Consider the following 25703-nt stretch of genomic DNA (forward strand, 5'->3'; position numbering starts at 1 on the left):
CCCTAGATCACCCAGGCGTTCCAATCCTCGAGCGCAAGCGATGCCGGACCGTTCATGACCGCAACGGTGCCGCCCTGATAGGTCAGCAGGATATCGTCGGTCGAACCGTCCAGATCGGCATCCAGTTGCGTCATCGCCGTGAACTGCCCTCCGGGATCCAGAACGAACCGGTCATTCGACAGACTGTCGAAATCGCTTATCCGGTCGTTGCCTGCGGTGGAGCGCAGAACGAACAAGTCGGACCCACGCCCCCCGATCAGCAGGTCATCGCCCGTCCCGCCCACCAACGTGTCGCGCCCGGCACCACCCACCAGCGTGTCCGCCTGAGTGCTGCCATAGATCAGGTTGGAAAGACTGTTGCCGGTCAGCACAAGGCCGTGGCCCGCATCGGCGGCCGCGAAGAGGTGTTCGACCTTGACACTGGCGCCTAGCGTATAGTTGACCGAAGTGGTGATCCGGTCGGTGCCGCCGCCGAGAGACTCGATGATCACATCGCCAAGGCTGTCGACCTGATAGAAGTCATCGCCTTCTCCACCGATCAGGGTGTCATCACCCGTACCGCCTGCCAGGACGTCGTTCCCCAGGCGCCCGCGCAAGAAGTCGTTCCCGCCTCCTCCGGACAGAGTGTCGTTTCCGTCGCCGCCGATCAGCTCGTTTTCCAGCCCGTTCCCGCCCAGGGAGGCGTCACGCAAGGCGCCGTAGACGACCAGAACCTCGACATGCTGGCTGTCCTCCAGGTGGAGATCGGTTCTGGCGTAGATCGTGTCCTGCCCTTCGTTCGCGACCTCGATTACCACATCGCCGGCGCTGTCCAGACGATAGCTGTCGTTGCCGTCGCCGCCGAGCATGCGGTCGTTGCCGGCACCGCCGTCGAGCGTATCATCGCCCGTGCCCCCATCCAGGGTATCACGGCCGCCACGACCCAGCAGGATGTCGTTCCCGCCCTCGCCAAACATGAAGTCGGAAGCGGTTCCGCCGGTCAGCTGGTCGTCGGCGCCGGTTCCCGTGATGGCTCCGGTGTCGAGGGTCAGTTGGAGCACCTGGGTATACGACAACCCGTCCAGACCTGTCGCCGTCAGCGCCAGCTGTATCGGCTGCGAAAGCGCCGCAACTCCCGCGGCATCCAGGATCACCAGGCGCGGGCCGGTCCCCGTGTCCACGATCCGGAACAGCGCGGCGGCTTGGCTCGCTGAAAGCCCGCCGGCGGCCGAGGCAAAGGTCACCGCATGCCGGTCTCCGAAGGTTGCGTTGACGTCTGTCACCATGATCCCGGCGACCGTTGCCCCGCGCGTCAGCGCCGCGCCCGCCGGTGACATGTCCAGCGCGATGGCGCTGGCAGCCCGCGCGATGGCATCGTCATAGGCACCTTCCAGCCCGCCGATCACCAACCGTTCGCCACCCAGGCGCTGTATGGTGTCGCTTCCCAGATGACCGGCCGTGCCCGTGGCCCGCATGTCGGAAATGCGGTCGCCTTCTACCCGCAGGTCTGCCCAGGTTACCCCCTGGTAGACCAGGGTCGTGCCGCCCTGCGCATGGAGAATGATGCTGTCATCGCCGGCACCACCTTCCACGGTCTGAGCGGCCCCGCCGACGGCGATGATCACGTCATCGCCCGCGCCGCCATCCAGATACATCGTCCCGCCAACGCCGGTTGACAGGGTATCGTTCCCCCCGCCGGCATGAACGGTTGCAAGGCCGCCGGACACGGCGATGCTGTCCTGCACCGCTCCACCATGGATCGTGACTTCACCGCCCGAGATCTCGACCGTGTTGCGGCCATCGGCCAGATGAACCAAATCACGTCCGCCAGACAGCCGGACAAGGCTGCCCATGTCGAGGTGAAGCACATCGTCGCCGGGGGTGCCCGTGATGGCCTGATCGCTGCCGTTCAGCCGGAAGTAGCCCGCCCCGGGGGTGGCCGATGTGGCCTCGAAACTGTCCTCGACCGTATAGCTGAAATGGACATAGGCCCAGGATGGGCTCAGGTTGATCGACCCGTAGACGGGCCCCCACTCGCCCAGACGGGCGACAAGGTAATCCTGCAGCAGCGCAGGGGCGGTGAGTGTCAGCGTACCATCCGCCTGGGCGTCAAAGCCCGCGCGGATCTGGTCAAGCAACGCCTGGCCGCTGATCGCCAGCCCGCGCAGCCGAACCGTCTCTGTCGCGTCGGTGATGGTCATCACCCCGTCGTCGGTCATCAGCTCCAGCGCGGTGACAAAGGGCGCCTTGCCCGGCGCAAGCGACAGGGTCAGGGGGTCAGAGGGGTCTGCATCGGTGTCGTTTTCCAGCACATTGACAGACAGAACCGCGGTTTCCGCACCCTCGGCATAGTCATAACCTACCTCGGGCAGGTGGTTGTTTACCCGGTCGACGGTCATCACCAGCTGTTGCACGAAACTCAGACCGCGGCTGTCGGTCGCCTCGATCGCGATGGTCATGGCATTGCCATGTGCCAGCGCGTTGCTGCCGATAAAGCGCAGTTCCGACCCGACGATCGCGAACATGGCCTGCGCCTGCGCCGCCGTGAGCCCGCCCGCAGCATCGACCAGACGGAACGCCGACGTATCGCCAAATACCGCGTTGGCATCCACTGCCGTCAGCGTGGTGATGGTGCTGCCCGCGGCGAGGGTCTGGCTGAAGTTGGTGGTGCCGGCCTGGACCGCCGTTGGGGCCACAGACACCGCCGCCGCGATGGTGCCGGTGCGCCCGTCGATCGTCACAAACTCCACGCCGCTCAGCGTGTCAGTGCCCAGATGTTCGGGCAACCCTGGGCCGCGCAGATCGGTGATCTGCCATTGGCCGCCGCCAGTTTGGGCTACCGTCAGGTTCTGCCACGCTGCCCGATAGACCGCCGTATCGGCCCCGCCCTGGCCACCAAGGACCCGGTCGTCGCCGCGCCCGCCTTCCAGCAGGTCATCGCCTTCGGCTCCGGTCAGCGTGTCATCGCCCCAGCCCCCGGTCAGCGTGTCGGCGCCAGGGGTGCCGGTCAAGGCCAAGCCGGTGTTCACCGCTACCGTGACAGCCTGAACATAAGACAAGCCATCCAGTCCCGTCGCCCGAAGGCCGACGGTATAGCTGTCGGGCCCTTCTGCCAGATTGACCCCGGCCTGCAGCACCAGCCGTGCGACGCCATCTTCGGTCACGATGCGGAACAGCTGAGATGCGGCCGCTGCGGTCAGGCCGCCTGCCGTATCCACCAGCTGAAGGCTGTTCACATCACCGAATATGGCGTTGGCATCGGTCACCGTCAGCACCCCGGCGACAGCCCCGGCCAGCGCAGCGCCGGTCAGCGGACCGCCCGACAGGGTGATCGCCGTGGCGGCCTGGGCCACGGCATTGTCGATGGCCCCGGTGCGCCCGGCAATGCGCAGCAGCTCAACGCCGGAAACGGTATCGGCCCCCAGCTGACCCGGAGTGGATGCGGCGCGCAGGTCTGTCACAGCATAGCCCCCGCCCGCAGCCAGCACCCGCAGGTTGGTCCAGGCCGTGGAGTAGACCGCCAGGTCGCCCGCTCCGTCGCCGCCGTAGATCAGGTCATTGCCAAGCCCGCCAATCAGCGTGTCATCGCCCGCCAGGCCCTGCAGCGTATCATTGCCCGTGCCGCCATCCAGCACATCCGCCAGGGCTGAGCCGCTCAGCAGGTTGTTGCGCTCGGATGTCAGGGTGACGGTGCGGGTGATGCTGAGGCCGTCCTTGCCGGTCGCCACCAGCGTCAGCTGGGTCTGTCCGTCGATCAGGGCTGCGGCGCCTGGGTCCTTGATCCGCAATTCCGTGCGGAAATAGGTAGTCTTGACCAGCTCGAACAGTCGCGCGGCCTCCGCCGCGCTCAGACCGCCCAACGTATCGGCAAAGGCAAAGTCCGGCGTGTCGCCCAGGAACATGTTGCCGTCGATCACCGACAGCTGTCCAACCACCGAACCGACCGTACCGCCGACATGGGTGCCGGTGACCAACATTTCGGTGGGTGCCTCGGGGAGCAGGGCGACGATGCTGTCATAGACCCAGCCCCATTCTCCAGGCACTGCACCAAAGCTGATCGCATCGACCCCATAGACCAGATCGACCCCGGTATGACCGGGCACCGTGGCGTCCCGCAGGTCGGTTACGCGCAAAGCGGCCCCGTCCTCGATCCACTCGAACCCATAGTTCCACCAGCCGCCCTCGAAATGCGCCAGAACGCTGCCGCCCTCGGCCCGCCAGCCGTTGCCCACCAGGGTATCGTTGCCGGCCCCGCCGATCAGCAGGTCGGCGCCGCCGCCGGCTGTCAGGCTGTCCGCCCCCGCACCGCCCAGCAACGTATCCGCGCCGCCATCGCCATACAGCAGGTCATTGCCGCCAACACCCTGCAACAGGTCATTGCCATCGCCGCCTCGCAGCGTGTCGGGCGAATTCGCGCCCGTCAGCGTGTCGCTGCCGGCCGTGCCGGCCAGGTCATAGCCGTCGCGCAGAGTGAAGGTGATTGTCTTGCCAAAAACCAGCCCATCCAGCCCGGTTGCAAGCAGCCGGAGCGTCACATCGCCCTGAGTGGCAAGGCTTGCACCGGCCTTCAGCCGCAGAGTCAGCCCGTCGATCTCGAACAGTGCCGCAGCGTCATAATCCGACAGTCCGCCGGGGGCCGAGCCGAAGGACAGCGTCTGCACGTCGCCAAACACGCTGTTGGCATCGGTCACGGCAAAGCTGGCCACCACGTCGCCCGGTTCGGCCACGCGCACCATGATGGTGCTGGCCGGGGTGATGTCGCTGGCCGCCTGCTTCACCGCCGCAAGCGCCGATCCGACCGTGCCGTTCAGGTCGAACATCTCGACCCCGGTCACGTCAAGAAAGCCCAGGGGACCGATGCTCGGAGGCAAGGGCTGCGAGGCATGGCTGACCGTGATCAGCGAAGCATCGCCCGAGATCCACAGGTCTGCCCAATCGGCATCAATCCGCAGCGTATCCTGCCCGTTGCCGCCATCGGCCTGTGCCCCGCCGTTGCCCAGGTTCAGCAGATCGTACCCGTCGCCGCCGAACAGGCTGTCCCAGCCCGCGCCGCCATAAAGCGTATCGTCGCCCGATCCGCCCTCCAGCCGGTCGTGGCCATCCTCGCCCGACAGCCGGTCATTGCCGGTGCCACCGAACAGCTGGTCCTCGCCCGCGCCGGCCGCCAGCGTGTCGTTGCCGGCACCGCCGTCCAGCGTGTCATTGGGGGACTCGGCCAGCAAAGCGGCCAGCGAAACCGATTTGCCTTCCGCATCGGAGATCCAGGTCAGACGGGTGCTGTCCGTCGAAAATGCGGCACGGGCAGCGGTCAACGGCGAATAGTCAAGATCCGCGTTGGTCGGCACGAGGGCCGTCACCCCGGTCCACAGGTCGCGCACGACCAGCTTCCAGTCGGTCGAGGTGGCGCCGGACACCAGATTGGTCGCCCGGGTTTCAAAGGCCGCATAGCGGCCATCGGCAGACAGAACCGCGTTGCGGCTGTCACCGTCGGCTGCCCCATAGGCAGCGGTCGACACCAGCATCACCGTGCCGGTCAGCATGTCCTTGCGGAAGATGTCGGTCGTGCCGGCCATCCCCCCGCCCAGGTTCTGCGCCGCCGAAACGAAAAGCACGAACCTGCCGTCGCCTGACAGGCTCGCGCCAGTCGCATTCGCGCTCGCCGCCGTCCCGGCGGCATTGGCCGAAACCAGCTCGGTAGTGCCCGTCAATCGGTCCCAGCGGTACAGGTCGGTGGTGCCCGCCTCGCCCCCGGCCAGATCGGTCGCACTGCCAAAGACGACATACCGCCCATCCGCGCTGATACGCGCCCCGCCCGCCCCGGCGGTGGCGCCGTCCGATACCAGCGTGATCGTGCCGGCCCCCATGTCGCGCAACCAGACCTGCGCCGCGGGCAGGGTGCCCGTGCCACCGGCATAGCCAGCCGCCGCGCTTTCGAACACGACAAAGCCGCCATTGGCCGACATTGCCCCGTTCTGCCCGCCCAGCGAGGGGTCCTGGCCCGAGCTGATCGTGGCGGTCGTGGTCACGATCTCGGTCAGGCCGGACAGCCTGTCAAACCGGAACACATCCATCCCGGCTCCGGACGGGCCGATGTTGGTCGCGGCTGTCTGATACAGCACATATCGCCCGTCAGATGACAGGCCCAGCATCTGGGCATCTGCGTCATTGGCGCTGCCATCGGCCGCGCGGGAGACCAGCGTCTTGCGCCCGCTCAGGGCATCGGTCAGCCAAAGCTGTTGGGTGCTTTCCTGCAACAGGGTCGCAGGGTTGGGCCGCCCCCCCAGTCCTTGCAGCGTGCTGACGCTGATATCTCCGATCCCCCCCACGTGATAGCCGCGCACAACCACCCAGCCATCGGGATAGCCCGCAAGGCTTCCCGTGGCAGAGGTGATCACCGCCGCCTCGGGCGGGGTGCCGCCGTCGGTCAACAGATCGTCGCCATCGCCGCCCACCAGGCTGTCGGCACCTTCGCCGCCCTCGATCGTGTCGGACCCGGCCGTTCCGGTCGAGATGCCGGAGGTTGCCTTGATGCCGCCGCCCGTGCCCACGGTCACGTGGATATCGGTGGTCTGGGTCCGCACCCCGGCGGTGACCGTGATGGACAGGACCAGGTCCTGCCCGGCCACCAGCAAGGAGGGGTCGTGCAGAACCAGCAGATCGCCCTCCAGCCGGAAGGCGCTGGCCGAAGCGCCGGTCAGCGCATAGCTCGGATCCATCGGGAAGAAGCTGCCGGTGGGTTGCAGCACCACGCGGCCGATCACATCGCCCGCCTGCGACTGCACACCGAACACCGGGGCACGATACGCACCCAGCCCGATCAGATCGACCCCTGGCAGCGTCGTGGCCGCAGCGGCGGCCAAGGTGCCCACGGCCCCATCCAGCGATACCAGCTCCATGCCTTGCAACGTGTCGGTTCCAAAGAAGCCGGCCACGGTATCGGCCCGCAGGTCGCGGATGATCCAGTCGCCATTGCCCAGGTCGATCAGTTCGATATCGCCGATCCGAGCCTCGTAGACGGCCAGGTCACGGCCATCGCCGCCGATCAAAAGATCGTTGCCCGCCCCGCCATGTAGCGTGTCAAAGCCCGCGCCGCCCTCCAGCGTGTCGTTCCCGCCACCACCGCGCAGCAGGTTGTCCGCGGCATTGCCAAAGATCGCATCGGCGAAATCGCCGCCCCGCCCTTCGCGGGCGGTGCCGATCAGGCGCAGCACCTCGGCCTGATCGCCCATGGCATAGCTGACGCTGGCGCGGATTTCATTGCCGCCGTCGCTGCGCCGGTCCACCACAATGTCCCCGGCATTGTCGACGTAATAGACGTCATTGCCAAATCCGCCATACATGGTGTCGGCCCCGGTGCCGCCATCCAGCGTGTCGTCGCCCACGGCATAGGGGACCAGCCCATACCACAGATCGCGTGTGCCGTCGGAATAGATCGCGTAGCCCGAATGGGCCCGCAGATCGCCGAACAGCACGTCATTGCCCGCGCCGCCCGTCAGGTGGTCATCGGTCCGGTGGGTGGCATGCCAGGTCTCGGCCCCCGCAGAGGTGATGCCCTGGTCGTCGCTTCCGTCGCTGTCGCCCAGGATCGTGTCGTCGCCATCGCCGCCGACCAATGTGTCCATACCGAACGTGCCGCGCAGGCCGGTCTGTTCGCCGTTCAGCGAGATGACCGGGCGCTGATAGTCCAGCTCGATCATGCGAATGGTGGTCAGACCCGCCGCATCGGTCACAGAAACACCGATTTGCAGGGTTATCGGGCGATTGGGGCTGCGGTTGACCCAGGCTGCATTCAGATTCGTGTCCGTGGCATAATCCGGATCGTCCAGATAGGCCGATCCTTCCAGGCCGTTGGAGCCGTAGCCAGTGTCCCAACTCGGCTGTGCCGCCCGGGTCGCCGCCTCCAGGGCTGCGAAATCGGCATCGGCGCGCAGGCGCAGGGTCTGTCCGTCGAATTCGAACAGCGCAGCCGCCAGGGTGGCATCCAGCGCCGTCACCGTCCAGCCCCGCGCGGCGCCCGGTCCGGTCACGACGCCCGTTGCGTCGGTAAAGCTCAGGGTCCAGCTGTCGCCCGCGCGGGCGTTGATGTCGTCGATCGTGACCACGCCAACGGTGCTTTCGCCCTGACCGTGGTGGAATTTCGGCAGAAGCACCGTCTTGCTGAGCTGATAATATGGACCAGTCGAGGCCGTGGCCAGTGATGCAAAGTCCGGGCTGACATGCGCCGAGACATAGTGATAGTCCGACCAGTCGACCACATGGGTAAAGCCCAGCTTCAGGCCGTTGGGCGCGGTGGGCACCAGTTCGGCAAAGTCATAGCCCGTGCCGTTCAGATCCACCCGCTCGAACCCTGAGACGGTGTCAACGCCCAGATCCCCGGCAAGGTCGGTGACCCGGTAGCGCCCGTCGCCCAGGTCGGTGACCGCGATCTGCGCCGCTGTCCGTGCCATGCGCAGCGTGTCGAGCCCGAGGCCGCCGTCCAGCACATCGTTGCCGCTGCCGCCCTCGACCGTATCGTCGCCGTTGCGAGCCTCGAGCAGATCATCGCCAGCACCGCCAAACAGCCCGTCTTTGTAGAGCCCGCCGCGAATGGTGTCGTTTCCATCAAGCCCATACATGCGGCCGACTGAATAGTCGTCCAACGTGATCCGGTTCGCGGCGGCATTGCCGCTGAACGCCTGATCGCCCCAAAGCTCGACGGTTACACCCCCATCCGTCCGGGCACCATAGACCCCGCTGTTGGTCAGGGTCAGATGTTCGAGCTCGGCGCCGAGCGTGTAGTCCAGCAGGCTGTGCCCGACCAGTTCCACGGTGTCGATGCCGGAGCCGGTTTCGGTGATCGTCAGCGCGCCCAGCGAAGCGGCCGTATGGTGCTGCAAGCGATAGAGATCGTCGCCCAGGCCACCCTGCAAGGTCACCCCATCGCTGGCCGCCTGTCTCTGTTCGACAGTGTCAAAGCCATATCGGCCCATGGCCGTGATGGTATCGTTGCCCTCACCCGCCTCGACCAGCAGTGCGCCGCGCACGGTGATGTTGTTGGCTTCGGCGCCAAAGCGGAAGCGACCGTTGATCAGCTGGCTGTCCAGCACCTCGAACCCGGTCAGATCCATGGTCGAGGTGCCATCCACCCGGCCACCGCCGATGATGAAGGTATCGTGCCCTCCTGCATCGGTCACTTGCCATGTGCCGGGGCCCGTCAGGCGGCTCGGCAACAACCAGTAGCCGTCCTCGGACAGACCGTCGAAGGAATAGGTATCGTCGCCCAGACCACCAAAGATGGTGGCATCGGCGGTCAACATCAGGTCAATACGGTCATCGCCGCTACCCAGATCCGCCCAGACATGCTCTGCCGCACCAAGGTACAGGGTGGCATTGAACGGCAGGTCCAGCACATGGTCATTGCCATCCCCGCCATAGTAATGCGTCGTCAGTCCTGACGCGTCGCGAAGCGAGTTGCGGTTCCATCCGCCGAAATCCCCCAGAACATCGTTGCCCGCACCGCCAAACAGCGACGATCCGTTGCCATAGGCGCGCAGGTGGTCGTCGCCGGCGCCACCATCCAGCATCGCAACGCCGGCCCCGTCGGTGGTGATCAGGTCGTCGCCATCGCCGCCGAACAGGCTGTCATTGCCGTTCCCGCCAAGCAGCGTGTCATTGCCGGCCCCGCCATACAGCGTATCGTCACCATCCGCCGTATGCGTGTCGCGCGCCAATGTGCCAAACTGCGAATGATAGCCCAGCAGCAGGTTGTCCAGCGCATTGCCGGTGATCAGGTTGTTCCGCGTGTTGCCCCCCGCGATCATCGCGCGGTCCAGCGGCACATCATGCGGGGCAAAGACCGCGTAGCTCGCCTCGGTCAGATCCAGGATCTCGCGCATGCGGATCAGCTCGCTGCCCTGGAAATCGGTCAGGTGGACTTCCTCGAAGGTCCCCCCGTCATAGGAGAAGCCCGAATACAGAACGTCATGCCCGGCCGCGTTCGCCCCCGCCCCATCCTCATCGCCCGAGAGGAAGCCGCCGATCTGCAAGAGTTCCTGCCCGTTGCCATCCAGCCGCCGGGTCAGGTCGCGCAGGGCGTAAACGGTATCGTCGCCCGCACCGGCCCAGATGGCATCTGCCTCGCCATAGGCGGGCATCCCGCCGCTCGTGATGTATCCCAGATCGAACAGCGCAACAGTGCCTGGCGCACGCCAGCCCGAGCCGCCGGAATAGATCAGGTCGTTGCCGTCCGCGGCGTGGATGATATCGCCGTAGTATTCCCCGAACACCGGATCCAGCGTGTTCTGGCCGAAGATCGTGTCATTGCCCGACGGCAGCCCGCGCCGGTCGGTTTCTATCACGGCGGTATAGGCGTCGCCGGTTATCACATGGATGTAGCGGTTCGAGAAATTGGCCAGCGCCAGTTCAACCGTCTGCACCGCGCCGGTCAGCCCGCGCGCATCAACCGCCCGGACCGAGATGACCACGCTGCGGTCATCGGCATCCCGCAGGTCGCTGCTGGTCCAGCGGAAGTCCCCCAGGGCCCCCGCCGATTGCAGCACCGAGGCATCCTTCAGCACCAGCCGGTTGCCCGAAAACTCAAAGGCCTGCGCGGCCTGCGCGGCGGTCAGCGCCACCCGCGTGGCCGTCGATCCGCCGGTGGTCGAGACGAATTCGTAGGTGATCGTTTCGCCAAAGCCCGCATTGGCGTCGCGTGCGTCCAGCGTGGCAATCGTGGTGCCCGGCCCCGCCACGGTCGAGATCAGCGTGACATCGCCCAGGGCCGATGCCTCTTGCCCGCGGTCGATGATGACGGGGGCCAGAGGAGCCACCGGAGTCAGGTCGGACACGAGGCCGGACCAGGTGTTCACGCCATTGGTGAAGCCGACCTGTTCAACCTCGAACAGATACAGGAAATCGCGCGACTGCGCCGCGCCCCCAGCCAGCGGTGTAACCATGGTCGACAGGATCAGCATGTTCTGAACCAGCCGCGCCAGCCCGGTTTCGGCATCGGTTATCCAGATGTCGGCGGTGCGGAAGTTGATCGCGTCATACTGCGCGGTCAGCACCACGCGGTCATATCCCGCCCCGCCCGACAGCACGGCCACAGGCAGCATGTTATCGGCGCCGACCATCGTCGCATCGGGCAGGATCTCGGTCAGGGTGATCAGGTCATCCCCGGCCCCACCCGCGATGCTGGCCGGCCCTGCCGCGCGGATGGTATCGTTGCCCGCCCCGCCCAGAAGCAGCTCGCCGCTCTGCGTTCCGCCGCCGAACAGGCCACCGACGGCTGCGCCGCCGTCGATCAGGTCGTTGCCTGCGCCGCCGGAAATGGTGTCCAGCCCCCCCAGACCCAGCAACGTGTCATTGCCCGCATTGCCTGTCAGCCGGTTGTCCGCGGCACTGCCGCGCACATAGGCGGACAGCTCCGACTCGATCTCGACATGCTCCACATTGGCGGCCAGATAGTCGCGCGAATAGGCCAGCTGGTCAGGGTCTTCTTCCAGGAACACCCGCGTGCCGACAGAGATCAGCGTGTCGATCCCGCCATTGGTTCCGTCAAGCTCGACCACCGTGTCCACGCCCAGCCGGGCGCGGATCGTGTCGTTCCCCGCGCCGCCGGTCAGCGTATCGGCACCGGAGAGGACCGGGGTACTGCCATCAAGGTTCTTGCGGCCGATCCCTCCATCAATGTAGTCCGCCCCGGCGCCGCCGTCGATCGCGTTGGCGCCAGCATTGCCGAACAGCCGGTTGTTGACCGCATCGCCCACCAAACCGGTGACAACCACTTCGCCCGGTGCAGCGACATGTTCCAGATAGACTTCCTCGATGCCCGAAAGGGTCGTGCCGTCCATCGTCAGGCTATAGTCGCCCGACCGGGTGACAAAGGCACGGTCGACGTTGCGCAGTTCGCCGCCGCTGAAATAGGGTGCGGACCCGCTGTCCTGGGCGCGGTCGCCGACATCGTCCAGAATATAGGTGTCGGCGCCCGCGCCGCCGTCCATCGTATCGGCCCCGGCGCCGCCATCCAGCCAATCATCGGATCGCGCACCGCCTGAAAGGCTCAGATCGGCACGGTAGACTCGGTTGTTGGCCACCCAGGTCAGCGAATCCCCTTCCGCATCAAAGCGGATGTCACCCACCAGCGAGAACGTGGTGTCGAATCCCAGCGCACGACCGCTGGTGGGATCGGTGATTTCGTCGGCGTCGTTGCCCAGGGTGGAAATCCGGGTAATCTTGCCGGTCGGGATGTCCAGCAGGAAGATATCCGCGCGTCCGTTGCCATCGCCGGCATCCAGTGAGTCGTCTGCGCTGACAAAGGCCAAGGTGCGGCCGTCGGGCGAAAACACTCCGCCCCAGCTGGCCTTGCGATCCTCCGGGCTGGTGCTGCCCTGCGAGATGCGGGTGACCTCTCCGGTCACGCTGTCCCACAGATACACCGACGTCGGCAGGTGGTCGCGGTAGACGGCGGCAAGGTTGTTGTTGTAGGCGGCCGGGTTTCCGGTGGCCACCGCATTCGTCGCCGTCGAGGTGAACAGCACATAGCGTCCGTCGTCGGACACATCGTTGAGGGTGGTCTTGCCGTTCAGTTCTCCGCCGTCGGTGGTCTGCATCCTTGCGCGCAAGACGCCCGTCACGCCGTCGCGAAGCTCGATCCATCCGGCGGCGAAAAGATAGGTTGCCCCCTCCTCGGGGGCTTGCACGGCCACGACATGCCCGGCTGCCGCCACCTTGATCCCGAAGCCATAGCCAAGATCGACCGTCCCGCTGCCATCGCTGGCCGACACATGCACGCGGTTGCCGCTGACAAAGGCCACCGCACTGCCATCAGTCGACATGTCCAGCTGCGTGGCGCCGCCGATCCTGGTGCCGGACGCGGTGACATTGATCTGCGTCCAGGTCGTGCCGTCGCGGACATAGATGTCGTTCAGGCCGTTCGTATCCCCGGCCGAAAGCGTTGCGGGTGTCAGAACGGCGATCAGCGTGGATTGCGCCGTCGCTGCGGCCTCGATCACCGAAGGCGGCCAGGACGAGGTCAGCCCGGTGATGGCATCGGATGCGCCAAGCAGGTTCAGCGCGTCGAAATCCGGCGCCCCGTCATAGACATTCGACAGGCGGGTGCAATTCGCCCCAAGCAGTGTCGAGAAATCAGGGAACACCACGGCCGTGCGTTCGAACAGCAGTTGCTGCGTCCCGCCGTTGGCCGTGCCGACCAGCAGGCTGCCCAGCAGCACGCTGCCTTCGCCGGCCGACGTGGGGAGCCCGCGACGCAACGGGTCGGCGCCAGAGGTGGTTACGGCCACGCCGACCGAATGCACCGAGCGCGGACTGGAATCGCCCCAGCCATGATCGGTCAGCACGTCGTTGCCTGCGCCGCCGCGCAGGGTGTCGTTGCCGCCGCCGCCTTCGATCGTGTCGTCGCCGCCTTCGCCGTCAAGCCAGTTGTCGCCGTTCGCGCCGGTGATCAGGCTGGACCCGTCGCCGCCTGCCACCCGCACGAAATGCTCGGTCTGTGTGTTGTTCCGCAGCGTCAGATCGACAACGGTGATCTGCTCGACCGCACCCTGCACGGTCAGGTTGCCGGTCGTCGTGACCTGATCGGTGCCGCCGCCCGCGTCCTCGACCACGGTGAAGGACCCAAAGCCCAGCATATAGCTGTCGTCGTCCTCGCCGCCGATCAGCGTGGCATTGCCCGAGGTGGCGCGCAGCGTGTCCCGGCCCAGCCCGCCTTGCAGCAGGTCGATCCCGCCGCCGCCGTCCAACTGATCGTCCCCGGCATCGCCCGACAGCGTGTCATTGCCACGTCCGCCGTTCAGGACATCGGCATCGGCGCCGCCGGTCAGGGAATCGTCGCCGCCCCCACCCATCAGCGTATCGGCTCCGACGCCACCCGACAGCGTGTCGGCGCCCGCCCCGCCGTCGATCAGATCAGCCCCGGCCGAGCCCTGGATGGAATCCTGCCCCGCCCCGCCATAGATCGCATCGCCGGTTTCGCTGCCCCAGACGGTGTCGTCGCCCTCGCCGCCGAACACCTGGTCGCCGCCTGCCGTGGTCGCGATCGCCACCTCGTAATCGGCCAGGATCAGGTCGTTGCCCAGACCGCCCTGGATCGTGTCGGCCCCGCCGCCACCGATCAGCGTGTCATTGCCCGCGCCGCCATCCAGCATGTCGGCATCCAGCGTCGCGGACCAGACCGGCGCACCGCTGGCCAGAACCGCATGGCCACGCACCAGGTCATCGCCGTTGCCGCCAAACAGGCTGTCTCCGCCGCGCGCTCCAGTGATGCTGTCGTTGCCCTCGTCTCCATAGACCGTGTCTCTGCCGGTCGTGTTGTTGGCCAGCAGCGCCGTCGGATCGGCCGTCCCGATGGCATCGTCCCCGTCGCCGCCATAGATCAGGTCCGCTCCCTCGGCGCCGTCCAGGCTGTCATTGCCGCCTTCGCCGTGGATCGTGTCGTTGCCGCCCAGGCCATTGATCAGGTTGGCAAGGATATTGGACTTGATCAGGTTCGCGGTGTCGCTGCCATAGAAGCGGCCGGCCGAACCGATCAGGTAGATCACTTCGACCGCAGCGGCGACCGCCAGCGAATAGTCCACCGCGACGCGCAGCGTGTCGAACCCGCCGCCCGCATATTCGAAGATCACATCGCCGCTGCGGACCTGTTCATAGAGGTCGTTGCCCGTGCCGCCGTACATATGGGCATTGCCGCCGCCGGTCTGTTCAGACCCCTTCAGCGTGTCGTCACCTTCCAGCGCGTAAAGCGTGGAAAAACCCGCATTGGTGCGGATCACGTTGTTCTGCGCGTTGCCGGTTGCGGTAAGCGCGCCGGTGCCCAGAAGCTCCAGCCCTTCGACATGGTTTGTCAGCGTATAGGACACGTCCGAACGCACGATGTCGAACCCGCCGCCCGCGGACTCGACCACCTCGTCGATGATCGCGCCAGAGCGGCCCGCGCGCAGGTTCTCGATCTCGTCGTCAAGAGAGTAGCGGATGTAGTACACATCGTCGCCAACCCCGCCTTCCAGCCGGTCCAGGCTGTTGCCGCCAAGCAGCGTATCGTTGCCTTCGCCGCCGTACAGCGTGTCGCGCCCGGCGCCGCCGTTCATCAGATCGTTGCCAAGGCCGCCGTACAGATCGTCGTTCTGCGTCTCGGTGGCGGCGAGCGCGGCCTCGGTCAGCGCCGATTTCAGCAGGTCCGTGAACCAGCCAAAGGCAAAGTCCCGCAGGAACGCGAAACCGGCCGACAACCCGCCTGTCAGAATGGCGTGCAGGAACTCCAGCCCGGCCTTCACATAGCCGATGATCTCCTCGTTCTCGCGCAGGAAGGCTTCGACGTCCTGGGCCGCCGTCCCCGATCCGGGCGGCATGGCCAGATCCAGCTCGGCCGTGTCACCGAAAATGGTATCGTCGCCTTCTCCCCCGAAGAGATCGTCACCACCCCCGCCACCCACGAGGACATCGTTGCCCTGGTCGCCATGGATTTCGTCGAACCAGCCGTCCGTGCCACCGAACACCGTATCGTTGCCGGTTCCACCGCGCAGCAGGTCTGTACTGTTGCCCCCCAGAACCCAGTCATCGCCGCCACCGGCGTCGATGCTGTCGGCTTGGTCGGTGCCAAAGTAGTTTTCGTTGATGTCGGAAAGGTCGCCGACCACGACCCAGTTGCGGGGCAGATTGAAGAAGATCGCCCCAAGCTCGAACAGCAAGCCCGGGGTTCTGACGATCCTTCCTTCAAGCAGGGCACTGTTTGACTCGACACTCGTCTGGTTTTCTTCGTCCGACAAGAAGGCACCCTAATTGAACAGATTGACCGTTTGGCATGGAAGCGCGGGCAACCTGTCACGCCCGACTCCGGGCTTGCAAGCAGATCTCCGGGGCGTAGAGAGATTTCCCCGTTCGACCGTTGGGCGAGCCAACCTTGGGTAGGCGTCATGCCATTCTGATGGTTCCCCGGCGGCCCCGTTTCACTCCAAGTGCCTGTTTATTGGGCAATCCTTCGGCGTTGGCGGATCGTCCGGTGGCGAACACCCCGGCATTAGCCCCGGGTGACTCGAGGCCCACCGATCAGTCGGCACGAAATGCTGCGGCCCGTCCGATCGCGACTTCCGACCGATTGCCGCGGCCTGTCGCGCAGGGGCTGGATGCCGCCCGGACTGCGGGCTGATGCTGCGCTGCAACATCGGCGGACCATTCTCGACCTCAGACCGTCATTTCAGACAAGGTTGCAGCTAAGTGGCCGTCGGGGGCTGGATTTCGGTGTCCAGTTCAGGACACTCTGAAATTGCGGATGCGACATGTGTTCAATCAGGGCACGAGGTCCCTGCGAGTTTGGAGTTCGTCCCGGATGCTGCGGTGGCTTTTGGTCTGTGCGTTCATCGGTGCTGCGGGAGCTGCCGGCTATTTCGGCTATGTCGAGTTCGAGCACCGGCGCCAGGCGGCAAAGTCGGTTCCGGCCGCGCCGAAGCCGGTTGAGGTCAGTTACGTCGAGGCGGCGCCCGAAGACCTGGCCGTCACGATGCAGTTCGTCGCTCAGACGCAAAGTTCGCAGTCGGTTCAGATCAATGCGCGGGTCGAGGGCTTCCTGGACAGCCGCAAATACGTCGAGGGTCAGCTGGTCCGCGCGGGCGACGTGCTGTTCCAGATGGATCCGAAACCGTTCGAGGTTGCACTGCAGCAGGCAGAGGCCGCGGTTCGTGCGCAGGAGGCCGCCTTGACGGTGGCCCAGGAAACTCTGGCGCGGATCGAACCGCTGGCCGCCGCCAACGCGGTGTCGAAAAAGGATCTGGACGATGCGCGCGGCGCCGTGGATCGGGCTTTGGCCAATGTGGACGAGGCAAAAGCGGGCGTCGCTCAGGCAGAGCTGAACCTGTCCTACACGACGATCCGCTCGCCCGTCACGGGCATGGCGGACAAGGCCTTGCAGCAGGACGGGACCTACATCAGCTTTTCCAATTCCGCCCTGACGACAGTATCGCTGGTTTCGCCCATGTGGGTGAACTTCTCCGTGTCAGAGTACCAGCTGACGGACTGGCGCCGCGAGACGCAGCAAGGCACGCTGAAGCCCCCGGCCAACGGCGAGTTTTCGTTCAAGCTCCTGCTGCCGGATGGCTCGCCGTTTCCGAATGGCGGCGTGGTGACATTCGAGGCGCCGTCCTTCGATGCCACCACGGGCACGTTTCAGGTGCGCGGCACGTTCGAGAACCCCGATGGCGTGATGAAGCCCTACCAGTATGTGACGGCTCTCGTGTCCGGCTTTGTCCGACCCCAAGCGATCGTGGTGCCCCAGCGCGCCGTGCACCAGTCGCAGACCGGCCATTTCGTCTGGGTGATCGACGCAAGCAACAAGTCGCAGCTGCGGCCTGTCGAGGTCGGGGAGTGGCAGGGCACGGGATGGATCATCTCGAAGGGGCTGGCCAAGGGTGACAAGGTGGTGGTGGACGGTCTGATCATGCAGCCGAACACCGTGGTTGATCCAAAACCCATGACGAAGGACTCGTCGGCAGGCACCGAAAGTCAGGGCAACTGATGCTTTCCGCCTTCTTCATCCGACGCCCGATCTTCTCGACCGTTCTGGCGCTCATCATCGTGCTGATCGGCGGGATCAGCACGACGGGGCTCCCCGTCGAGCAGTACCCTGCAATCTCGCCCGTGCAGATCAACGTCACGACCGTGTACTACGGCGCAGATGCCGAAACGGTCGCGGAATCGGTCGCGGCGCCGATCGAAGCGCAGATCAACGGCGTCGAGAACATGCTGTACATGACCTCGACCAGTTCGGCTTCGGGGCAGATGTCGATCTCGGTCTATTTCGATGCGACCGTCGATCCGGATATCGCCCAGGTACTGGTGCAGAACCGTGTCGATCTGGCCTTGCCAAGGCTTCCGAAGCCGGTCGCCGCCTATGGCGTGTCGGTCCAGCAGGTGTCGTCCAGCGTGATGATGCTGGTCGCGATCACGGCCGAAGACGGGCTTCTGCCGCTGACCTATGTGACCGACTATGCCAACGTGATCGTTCTCGACGCGATCCAGAAGGTCAATGGCGCCGGTCAGGCTTCCATGTTCGGCGATCCGAACCAGGCGATGCGCGTCTGGCTGAATCCCGCGCGCATGGCGTCGCTTGGGGTGACGGCAACCGATGTGTCCAACGCCATTGCCCTTCAGAACCAGTTGGTCGGCGCCGGCGAAATCGGCGCGCCCCCTGGCGGAACCGACGTCCAGCAGACCTTTCCGATGACGGTCGAACAGCAGCTGACCGAACCGGAACAATATGATGACCTGATCCTTCGCGCCGACGAAAAGAATGGCGCGGCCATCCTGCGCCTGGGCGATGTGGCGCGGACCGAACTGGGTTTCGAACAGTACCTGTCGAACAACACCCTGAACGGAGAGCTTGCCGCCCTCGTCGTGGTCTACCAGCAGCCGGGGGCGAACGGCATCGAGGTGTCCAACAACGTCCGCGCCACGCTCGAAAGCCTGAAGGCGAATTTCCCTCCGGGTCTGAACTACGTCATCGCGCTGGACACGACCGACTTCGTCCGCCTTTCGATCCGCGACGTCATCAACACGCTTTTCGTCGCGCTCGGCCTTGTGATGGTCGTGATGTACCTGTTCCTGCAAAGCCTGCGTGCCACCGCGGTGGCCGCGGCGGCGATTGTCATCTCGATCGTCGGCACCTTCGCCGGAATGCTGGCCCTGGGGTTTTCGATCAACCTGCTCACGCTGTTCGGTCTGGTGCTTGCCATCGGCCTTGTCGTGGACGACGCGATCGTGGTGATCGAGAACGCGACGCGCAACATCGAGGAAAGCGGCGCCAGCCCAAGCGACTCGGTGATTAAGGCGATGGGCGAGGTCACAGGCCCCGTTGTCGCGACGGTGCTCGTCCTGTGTTCGGTGTTCATTCCGGCCGCGTTCATCGGCGGCCCGACCGGTGCGCTGTACCAGCAGTTTGCCATCACCATCGCGGTCTCGGTCACCATATCGGGCATCGTCGCCCTGTCGATCACGCCGTCCATGGCGGCCCTTCTGCTGCGGCCGGGGGCGGGCGCGACGCGCGGTCCCTTCGCGCTGTTCAACCGGGCTTTCAAGGCGATGGAGCGCGGCTACGGTCGGCTGATCGGCTGGGTCATCAAACTGTGGTACGTGGCACTGGTCGCCTTTGCCGCAATCGTCTGGGCGGCATGGTCCTTGTTCCAGGTCCTGCCAACCAGCTTTGTCCCCATGGAAGACCAGGGCTTTGTCCTGGCGGCCTTCGGTCTGCCCGATTCAGCCAGCCTTGGCCGCACGGACGAGGTCGGGGATCAGGTCGATGCCATCTTCGCCAAGGACCCGGCGGTAGAATACCGCGTCGGCGTGACCGGCTACAGCCTTGTCGACAGCCAGTATCTCCAGAACTTCGGAACATATTGGGTCAAGCTCAAGGACTTTGACCAACGCACGACACCGGACCTTGATGCGAACAGCGTGATCGCCCGCTTCATGGAACAGTCGCGGTCCTTCACCAAGGCCATGGCGATTGCCGTCAGCCCACCGGCAATCCCGGGATTTGGCACGCAGTCGGGCTTCAACTTCTGGATTCAGGCGACGGGCACGCAAACGCCTGCCGATCTGGAAAAGGTCACGACCGACTTCATCGCCGAGGCCCGCAAACGGCCGGAAATCACCGGCCTCAGCTCGACCTTCCGCGCGTCGGGGCAGCAGCTCAAGCTTGACATCGACCGCGACAAGGTCGCGCTTCTGGGCGTGGACATGGACGAGGTGTACCAGACGCTGCAGATCCAGTTCGGCTCGGCCTCGGTCAGCCAGTTCACGGAAATGAGCCGGGTCTGGAATGTGATCGTGCAGGCCGATGCCCCCTATCGGGATGCCCCCTCCGCGCTCGAGAACCTCTATGTCCGAAACCGCAACGGGGCGATGGTGCCGCTGAACACCTTCATCAGCACGCGCTACGAGGCCGGCCCGACGCTGGTTCCGCATTTCGACGGCTTCCCCGCCGCGCAGATCACCGGCCAGTCTCCGCCCGGCTACAGTTCGGGTCAGTCCATCGCGGCCATGCAAGAGGTCGCGACAACCGCCCTGCCGCAGGGATACACCTATGGCTGGTCCGGCCTTGCCTATTCGCAGACGACCGCGGGAAACACTTCGGCGCTGGCCTTCGGTCTGGGGATGCTTCTGGTGTTCCTGATCCTGGCGGCGCAGTATGAATCCTGGTCGCTTCCGGCCGCCGTCATGACGGCCGTGCCCTTTGGCGTCTTCGGTGCCCTGGTCGCCACCTGGCTGCGCGGGCTCGACAACGACGTCTATTTCCAGATCGGCCTTCTGCTGATGGTGGGGCTGGCGGCCAAGAACGGCATCCTGATCGTCGAGTTCGCGGTCGAACGCTGGAAGGCGGGGCGCAGCCTGAAAGAGGCCGCGGTCGAGGCTGGCGAGCTTCGGTTGCGCCCGATCATCATGACCTCGCTTGCCTTCATCTTCGGCGTGCTGCCGCTGGCAACAGCGACGGGGGCCGGGGCAAATGCCCGTCATTCGATCGGCACGGGCATCATCGGCGGCATGATCGGCGCGTCGAGCCTGGCTCTTCTGTTTGTCCCGATGTTCTTCTGGATGTTCGAATCGATGCGAAAGCGCTCCCCCGCGGCAGGGCAAGGCAGCACGGCAGCCGAAACTGCCTCCGACCAAGTCAGGACAGGCGACCGGACCGAATGATGCACACCAAGGCCCTGTTGGGCGGCATGATGGCCGCCATGCTTTGCGCCTGCACGGTCGGGCCCGATTACGTTCGCCCGGACGTCGCGACTCCCGCGAGTTTCCGGTTCGCGGTCCAGGGATCGGCGGATGCCGCAAACGTGGAATGGTGGAAAGAGTTCGGCGACCCGACGCTGGTCGATCTCATCAACCGCGCCCTCGCGCAGAACTGGGATCTGAAGGCTGCCGCCGCCCGTGTGGATCAGGCGGGCGCAATCCTGTTGAAGGACAGCTCCGGTCTTTACCCAAGTGCCCGATACTCCGGCGTGGCCGAACGTGCGCGGGTGTCGGAAAGCACGGGCGAGGGCACACCCGTCCCCAACCCGAATTCGCTGTACGAGCCTCTGATCGATGCCGGTTGGCAGCTCGATCTGTGGGGGCGCATCCGGCGCCAGAGCCAGGCCGCACAAGCCAATCTCGTGGGGGCGGAAGAGGCCCGGCGCGGTGTTGTCCTGACGCTGGTCGCCTCTGTCGCCGAGGCCTACCTGCGCCTGCGCGCCCTGGATGCCCAGTTGCAGATTGCCAAGGAAACGCAGGCGACCTACGGCGAACAGCTTCAGCTGTTCCAGGACCGCTTTACCTATGGCCAGATTTCCGAGGTGACACTCAGCCAGGTGCAGGCCGAATACGAGACGGCATCCGCCGCCGTGCCCCAGATCGAGGCGCAGATCGGCACGACCGAAAATGCCTTGTCCGTCCTGATCGGCCAGCCGCCGCAGGCCATCCCGCGCGGCCGGTCCTTCGCCGCGCTGCGGTTGCCGCGCGTCCCGGCGGGCCTTCCCTCCGACCTTCTGACCCGCCGGCCCGACATCGCCCAGGCCGAGGCCGATCTGATCGCGGCCAATGCCGACATCGGGGCGGCAGAGGCGCTGCTTTACCCCAACGTCTCGCTGACCGGCAGCCTTGGCCGCGCTTCGGACGACCTTGGCAATCTTCTGGACGGATCGGCCGCCTCCTGGGCGGTCGGCGCCGATCTTGTCGGGCCGATCTTCAATGGCGGCCTGATCCGGGGCGGCATCCTGGTGACCAAGGCCCAGAAGGCGGAAGCCGTGGCGAACTATCAGCAGGCGATCCTGAACGCGCTGCGCGAGGTGTCCGACGGCCTTGTCGACTATACGCAAAGCGGGCGACGGCTCGTGTCCGAGCAGAAGCTGGTCGCGGCACAGGAAACGACGGCGCGGCTGGCCATGCTCAGCTTCAACGAAGGCATGGAAAGCTACACCACGGTTCTGATTGCGCAGGAGGATCTGTTCGAAAGCCGGCTTTCAGAGATCCAGACCCGGTATGACATGATGGCAAGCATGGTCCGCATCTACAAGGCCATGGGCGGCGGCTGGGTCGACAAGGCCGCCGTCCGGGCCCCGCAGCCGCAGCCGACCCCAACGGTTCTGCAATCGGGTGGATAGCGTTCGATCTGCCCCGGATTGAGGGCAATGCGGGACAGGCAAGCCCTTCGATGCGGCCGAACCCCCGCTACCGCAAAAGCCCCCGTAGCTCCGCCTGCAAGCCCATCAGCGGCGGCAACAGCCGGGGCAGGACCTCTTCCCCCGGCAGGCTGGCCACCGCAAGGCCGATGTTGGCCGCCGCCACCACCCGGCCCCGCGACGTCACCAGCGGAACCGCCAGCGACCGCAGCCCCAGCTCGACCTCCTGGTCGTTCAGCGCATGGCCCTGCGCCCGCACCCGGTCCAGCTCGGCCATGATCTCGGCCACCCCGGTCAGCGTATGCGCCGTCCGCGCCGGCCGCGCCGCCGCCGCCAGCCGCGCCTCGGCCTCGGCTGGGGGCAGGGCGGCCAGCAACACCCGTCCCATCGAGGTGCAATAGGCCGGCAACCGGCTCCCCGGCATCAGCGCGATGGACATCACCTTCCGCTGCGCCGCCCGTGCCACATAGACGATCTCCTCCCCGTCAAGGATCGACACGGAAGAGCTTTCCCCGATGGCATCCGACAGCCGGTCCAAGAGCGGCTGCACGATCTGGGGAAGGGGCATCGTCGCAAGGCAAGCCGTGCCAAGCCGCAGCACCCTGGGCGTCAGGGTGAAGAACTTGCCGTCATGGTCGGCATAGCCGTTCTGCGCCAGCGTCAGCAGGCAGCGCCGCGCCGTCGCCCGGTCCAGCCCTGCGCTGGCGGCCACCTCGGAGATCGTCTGGCGCGGCCGCTCGGCGGTGAAGGTCTCGATCACCGCCAGCCCCTTGGCCAGCCCGCCCATGATGTCCCGTTCCGGCACGCAGCCTCCGTGCGATAATCGAACAAAGTTATCATATCGCACAAATCGGCTTTACGAAAGCCCCCCGCCTGCCGTACCCGAAGTCGGACAGGAGGATCCGATGGACAAGTCAGTTCCCAGCCTTGCCGAAGCCGTCGCCGGCATCGGCGACGGGGCGGTGGTGATGATCGGCGGTTTCGGCGGCTCCGGCTCGCCCATCGAGCTGATCCACGCCCTGATCGACCGCCACACCGCCACCGGCCACCCGACCGGCCTGACGGTCATCAACAACAATGCCGGCAACGGCCATGTCGGCCTCGCCGCGCTGATCGAACAGGGCATGGTGGCAAAGCTCATCTGCTCCTTCCCGCGCTCGGCCGATCCGGTGGTGTTCACCCAGAAATACCTGGCGGGCGAAATCGAGCTGGAACTGGTCCCCCAGGGCACGCTGGCCGAACGCATCCGCGCCGGCGGCGCGGGCATCCCGGCCTTCTACACCCCCACCTCCTTCGGCACGGACCTCGCCAAGGGCAAGCCGGTGGCCGAATTCGAGGGGCGGCCCTACGTCCAGGAACGCTGGCTCAAGGCCGATTTCGCTCTGGTCAAGGCGCATCTCGGCGACCGCCTGGGCAACCTCACCTACAACAAGGCCGCGCGCAACTTCGGCCCCCTGATGTGCATGGCCGCCGCAACCACCATCGTGCAGGTCTCGCGCCTCGTCGAACCCGGCGACATCGACCCCGAACAGGTCATCACCCCCGGCATCTTCGTGACCTCCGTGGTCCAGGTCCCGCACCCGGCGCAGGAGGAAGACCTGAACCGCGCCGGCGCCATCTACCCGGAGCCCGCGCCATGACCGACCGCCTCACCCCGACCCAGATCGCCTGGCGCGCCGCCCAGGACATCGCCGACGGCGCCTATGTCAACTTGGGGATCGGCTTCCCCGAGATGGTGGCAAGGTTCCAGCCCCCCGGCCGCGCGGCGATCTTCCACACCGAAAACGGCATCCTCGGTTTCGGCGAGGCCCCGCCCCAGGGGCAAGAGGACTGGGATCTCATCAACGCCGGCAAGAAGGCTGTCACGCTGAAGCCCGGCACCGCCTTCTTCCACCACGCCGACAGCTTCGCCATGGTGCGCGGCGGCCATCTCGACGTGGCGATCCTCGGCGCCTACGAAGTGGCCGAAACCGGCGATCTTGCCAATTGGTCCACCGGTCCCAAGGGCGTGCCCGCCGTCGGCGGCGCTATGGACCTGGTGCACGGCGCCAAGCGTGTCGCCGTCATCACCGAACATGTCACCCGCGACGGCAAGCCCAAGCTCGTGGAACGCTGCACCCTGCCACTGACCGGCGTGGGCTGCGTCACCCGCGTCTACACCAGCCTTGCCGTGATCGACATCGAACACGGGCACTTCGTCCTGCGCGAAAAGCTGCCTGCCCTGTCGCTGGATGCCCTGCAATCCCTCACCGGGGCGCGGCTTCACCTGGCCGGCCCCGTGGCCGACCTGATCGTACCGGAGCTTTGACATGACCGCCGTCTATATCTGCGACTACGTCCGCACGCCCATTGGCCGCTATGCCGGGTCGCTCTCCTCGGTCCGCACCGACGATCTGGCCGCCCTGCCGATCCGCGCGCTGGTCGCCCGCAACGCCGGCGTGGACTGGCAGGCGGTAGACGATGTGATCTACGGCTGCGCCAACCAGGCCGGCGAAGACAACCGCAACGTCGCCCGCATGGCCGCCCTGCTGGCGGGCCTGCCGGTGGATGTCACGGGCACCACCATCAACCGCCTCTGCGGCTCGGGCATGGATGCCGTGCTGGCCGCCGCCCGCCAGATCGGCAACGGCGAGGCCGACCTGATGATCGCCGGCGGCGTCGAAAGCATGAGCCGTGCGCCCTTCGTCATGGGCAAGGCCGAAAGCGCCTTCTCGCGCCAGGCCGAGATCTTCGACACCACCATCGGCTGGCGCTTCGTGAACCCGGCGATGGAGGCGATGCACGGCACCGACTCCATGCCGCAGACCGGCCAGAACGTCGCCGACGACTACGGCGTCACCCGCGAAGCGCAGGATGCCATGGCGCTGGATTCGCAGGCCAAGGCCGCTGCCGCCCAGGCCAACGGCCGCCTGGCCCGCGAAATCACCCCCGTGACCATCCCGCAGAAAAAGGGCGATCCGGTCATCGTGGACCGCGACGAACACCCGCGCGCCACCACGCCCGAGGCGCTGGCCAAGCTGAAGCCTCTGTTCGCCGGCGGCTCGGTCACTGCGGGCAACGCCAGCGGTGTGAACGACGGCGCCGCCGCGCTGATCCTCGCGTCAGAGGCAGGCGCCCGCAAGCACGGGCTCACCCCCATCGCCCGCATCCTGGGCGGCGCCACCGCTGGCGTGCCGCCCCGCGTCATGGGCATCGGCCCGGCACCCGCCAGCCAGAAGCTGATGCAGCGCCTTGGCCTGACCCAGGCCGATTTCGACGTGATCGAGATCAATGAAGCCTTCGCCGCCCAGGGCCTTGCCTCGCTGCGGATGCTCGGCATCTCCGATGGCGACGACCGCGTGAACCGCAACGGCGGCGCCATCGCGCTTGGCCACCCGCTTGGCATGACCGGCGCCCGCATCACCGGCACTGCGGCGCTGGAGCTTCGCCAGATCGGCGGTCTCCGGTCGCTCTCCACCATGTGCATCGGCGTGGGCCAGGGTATCGCCATCGCGCTGGAACGGGTCTGACCGGACGAGTGCGCATCCCGCTCGATCAGTTTCACCTGATCGAGCAAGATGCGAAACACCCCCAACGGTCTGT

8 protein-coding genes are annotated in these 25703 nt (G+C 66.0%); 6 read left to right on the plus strand and 2 right to left on the minus strand.

Annotated features, from left to right (window positions below; translation table 11 throughout):
* Positions 1-2 precede the first annotated feature (2 nt).
* Positions 3-15662, minus strand: coding sequence for a hypothetical protein (locus tag JO391_RS21770; RefSeq protein WP_310795053.1), 15660 nt, complete (start codon positions 15660-15662; stop codon positions 3-5).
* 638 nt (positions 15663-16300) lie between these two features.
* On the opposite strand from JO391_RS21770, the gene JO391_RS18305 reads away from it, so the two are divergent.
* The 3 genes from JO391_RS18305 to JO391_RS18315 are packed head-to-tail and all read left to right on the plus strand — an operon-like array spanning position 16301 to position 22103.
* On the plus strand, positions 16301-17482 hold the full coding sequence (locus JO391_RS18305; RefSeq protein ID WP_220661840.1) for an efflux RND transporter periplasmic adaptor subunit: 1182 nt from the start codon (positions 16301-16303) through the stop codon (positions 17480-17482).
* Positions 17482-20658: an efflux RND transporter permease subunit gene (locus JO391_RS18310; RefSeq protein ID WP_220661841.1), complete on the plus strand. Its 3177-nt coding sequence runs from the start codon at positions 17482-17484 to the stop codon at positions 20656-20658. The genes JO391_RS18305 and JO391_RS18310 overlap by 1 nt, the downstream gene beginning before the upstream one ends.
* Complete coding sequence (locus JO391_RS18315) at positions 20655-22103, plus strand: efflux transporter outer membrane subunit (protein ID WP_220661842.1); 1449 nt, start codon at positions 20655-20657, stop codon at positions 22101-22103. Before JO391_RS18310 ends, JO391_RS18315 begins: the two co-directional genes overlap by 4 nt.
* Positions 22104-22170: 67 nt before the next feature.
* On the opposite strand, the gene JO391_RS18320 is transcribed toward JO391_RS18315, so the two are convergent.
* Positions 22171-22908 carry an IclR family transcriptional regulator domain-containing protein gene (locus JO391_RS18320; protein WP_220664622.1) on the minus strand — a complete coding sequence of 246 codons (738 nt, stop codon included), beginning with the start codon at positions 22906-22908 and terminating at the stop codon, positions 22171-22173.
* Positions 22909-23026: 118 nt separating this feature from the next.
* On the opposite strand from JO391_RS18320, the gene JO391_RS18325 reads away from it, so the two are divergent.
* From JO391_RS18325 to pcaF, 3 genes are read left to right on the plus strand one after another with little or no spacing between them, the layout of a single operon-like run.
* A complete protein-coding gene (locus JO391_RS18325) occupies positions 23027-23761 on the plus strand; it encodes a 3-oxoacid CoA-transferase subunit A (protein WP_220661843.1) in 735 nt (244 codons plus the stop codon).
* Complete coding sequence (locus JO391_RS18330; protein ID WP_220661844.1) at positions 23758-24429, plus strand: 3-oxoacid CoA-transferase subunit B; 672 nt, start codon at positions 23758-23760, stop codon at positions 24427-24429. Before JO391_RS18325 ends, JO391_RS18330 begins: the two co-directional genes overlap by 4 nt.
* Before the next feature lies 1 nt (position 24430).
* Positions 24431-25630, plus strand: coding sequence for a 3-oxoadipyl-CoA thiolase (gene pcaF, locus JO391_RS18335; RefSeq protein WP_220661845.1), 1200 nt, complete (start codon positions 24431-24433; stop codon positions 25628-25630).
* Positions 25631-25703: the final 73 nt, after the last annotated feature.

This window comes from Neotabrizicola shimadae, from assembly GCF_019623905.1.
GTDB lineage: Bacteria > Pseudomonadota > Alphaproteobacteria > Rhodobacterales > Rhodobacteraceae > Neotabrizicola > Neotabrizicola shimadae.

Bases quoted from the DNA above. Each gene is read 5' to 3' on its own strand.
- JO391_RS18305 (WP_220661840.1), top strand. From the start codon at position 16,301: ATGCTGCGGTGGCTTTTGGTCTGTGCGTTCATCGGTGCTGCGGGAGCT.
- JO391_RS18310 (WP_220661841.1), top strand. From the start codon at position 17,482: ATGCTTTCCGCCTTCTTCATCCGACGCCCGATCTTCTCGACCGTTCTG.
- JO391_RS18315 (WP_220661842.1), top strand. From the start codon at position 20,655: ATGATGCACACCAAGGCCCTGTTGGGCGGCATGATGGCCGCCATGCTT.
- JO391_RS18320 (WP_220664622.1), bottom strand. From the start codon at position 22,908: ATGGGCGGGCTGGCCAAGGGGCTGGCGGTGATCGAGACCTTCACCGCC.
- JO391_RS18325 (WP_220661843.1), top strand. From the start codon at position 23,027: ATGGACAAGTCAGTTCCCAGCCTTGCCGAAGCCGTCGCCGGCATCGGC.
- JO391_RS18330 (WP_220661844.1), top strand. From the start codon at position 23,758: ATGACCGACCGCCTCACCCCGACCCAGATCGCCTGGCGCGCCGCCCAG.
- pcaF (WP_220661845.1), top strand. From the start codon at position 24,431: ATGACCGCCGTCTATATCTGCGACTACGTCCGCACGCCCATTGGCCGC.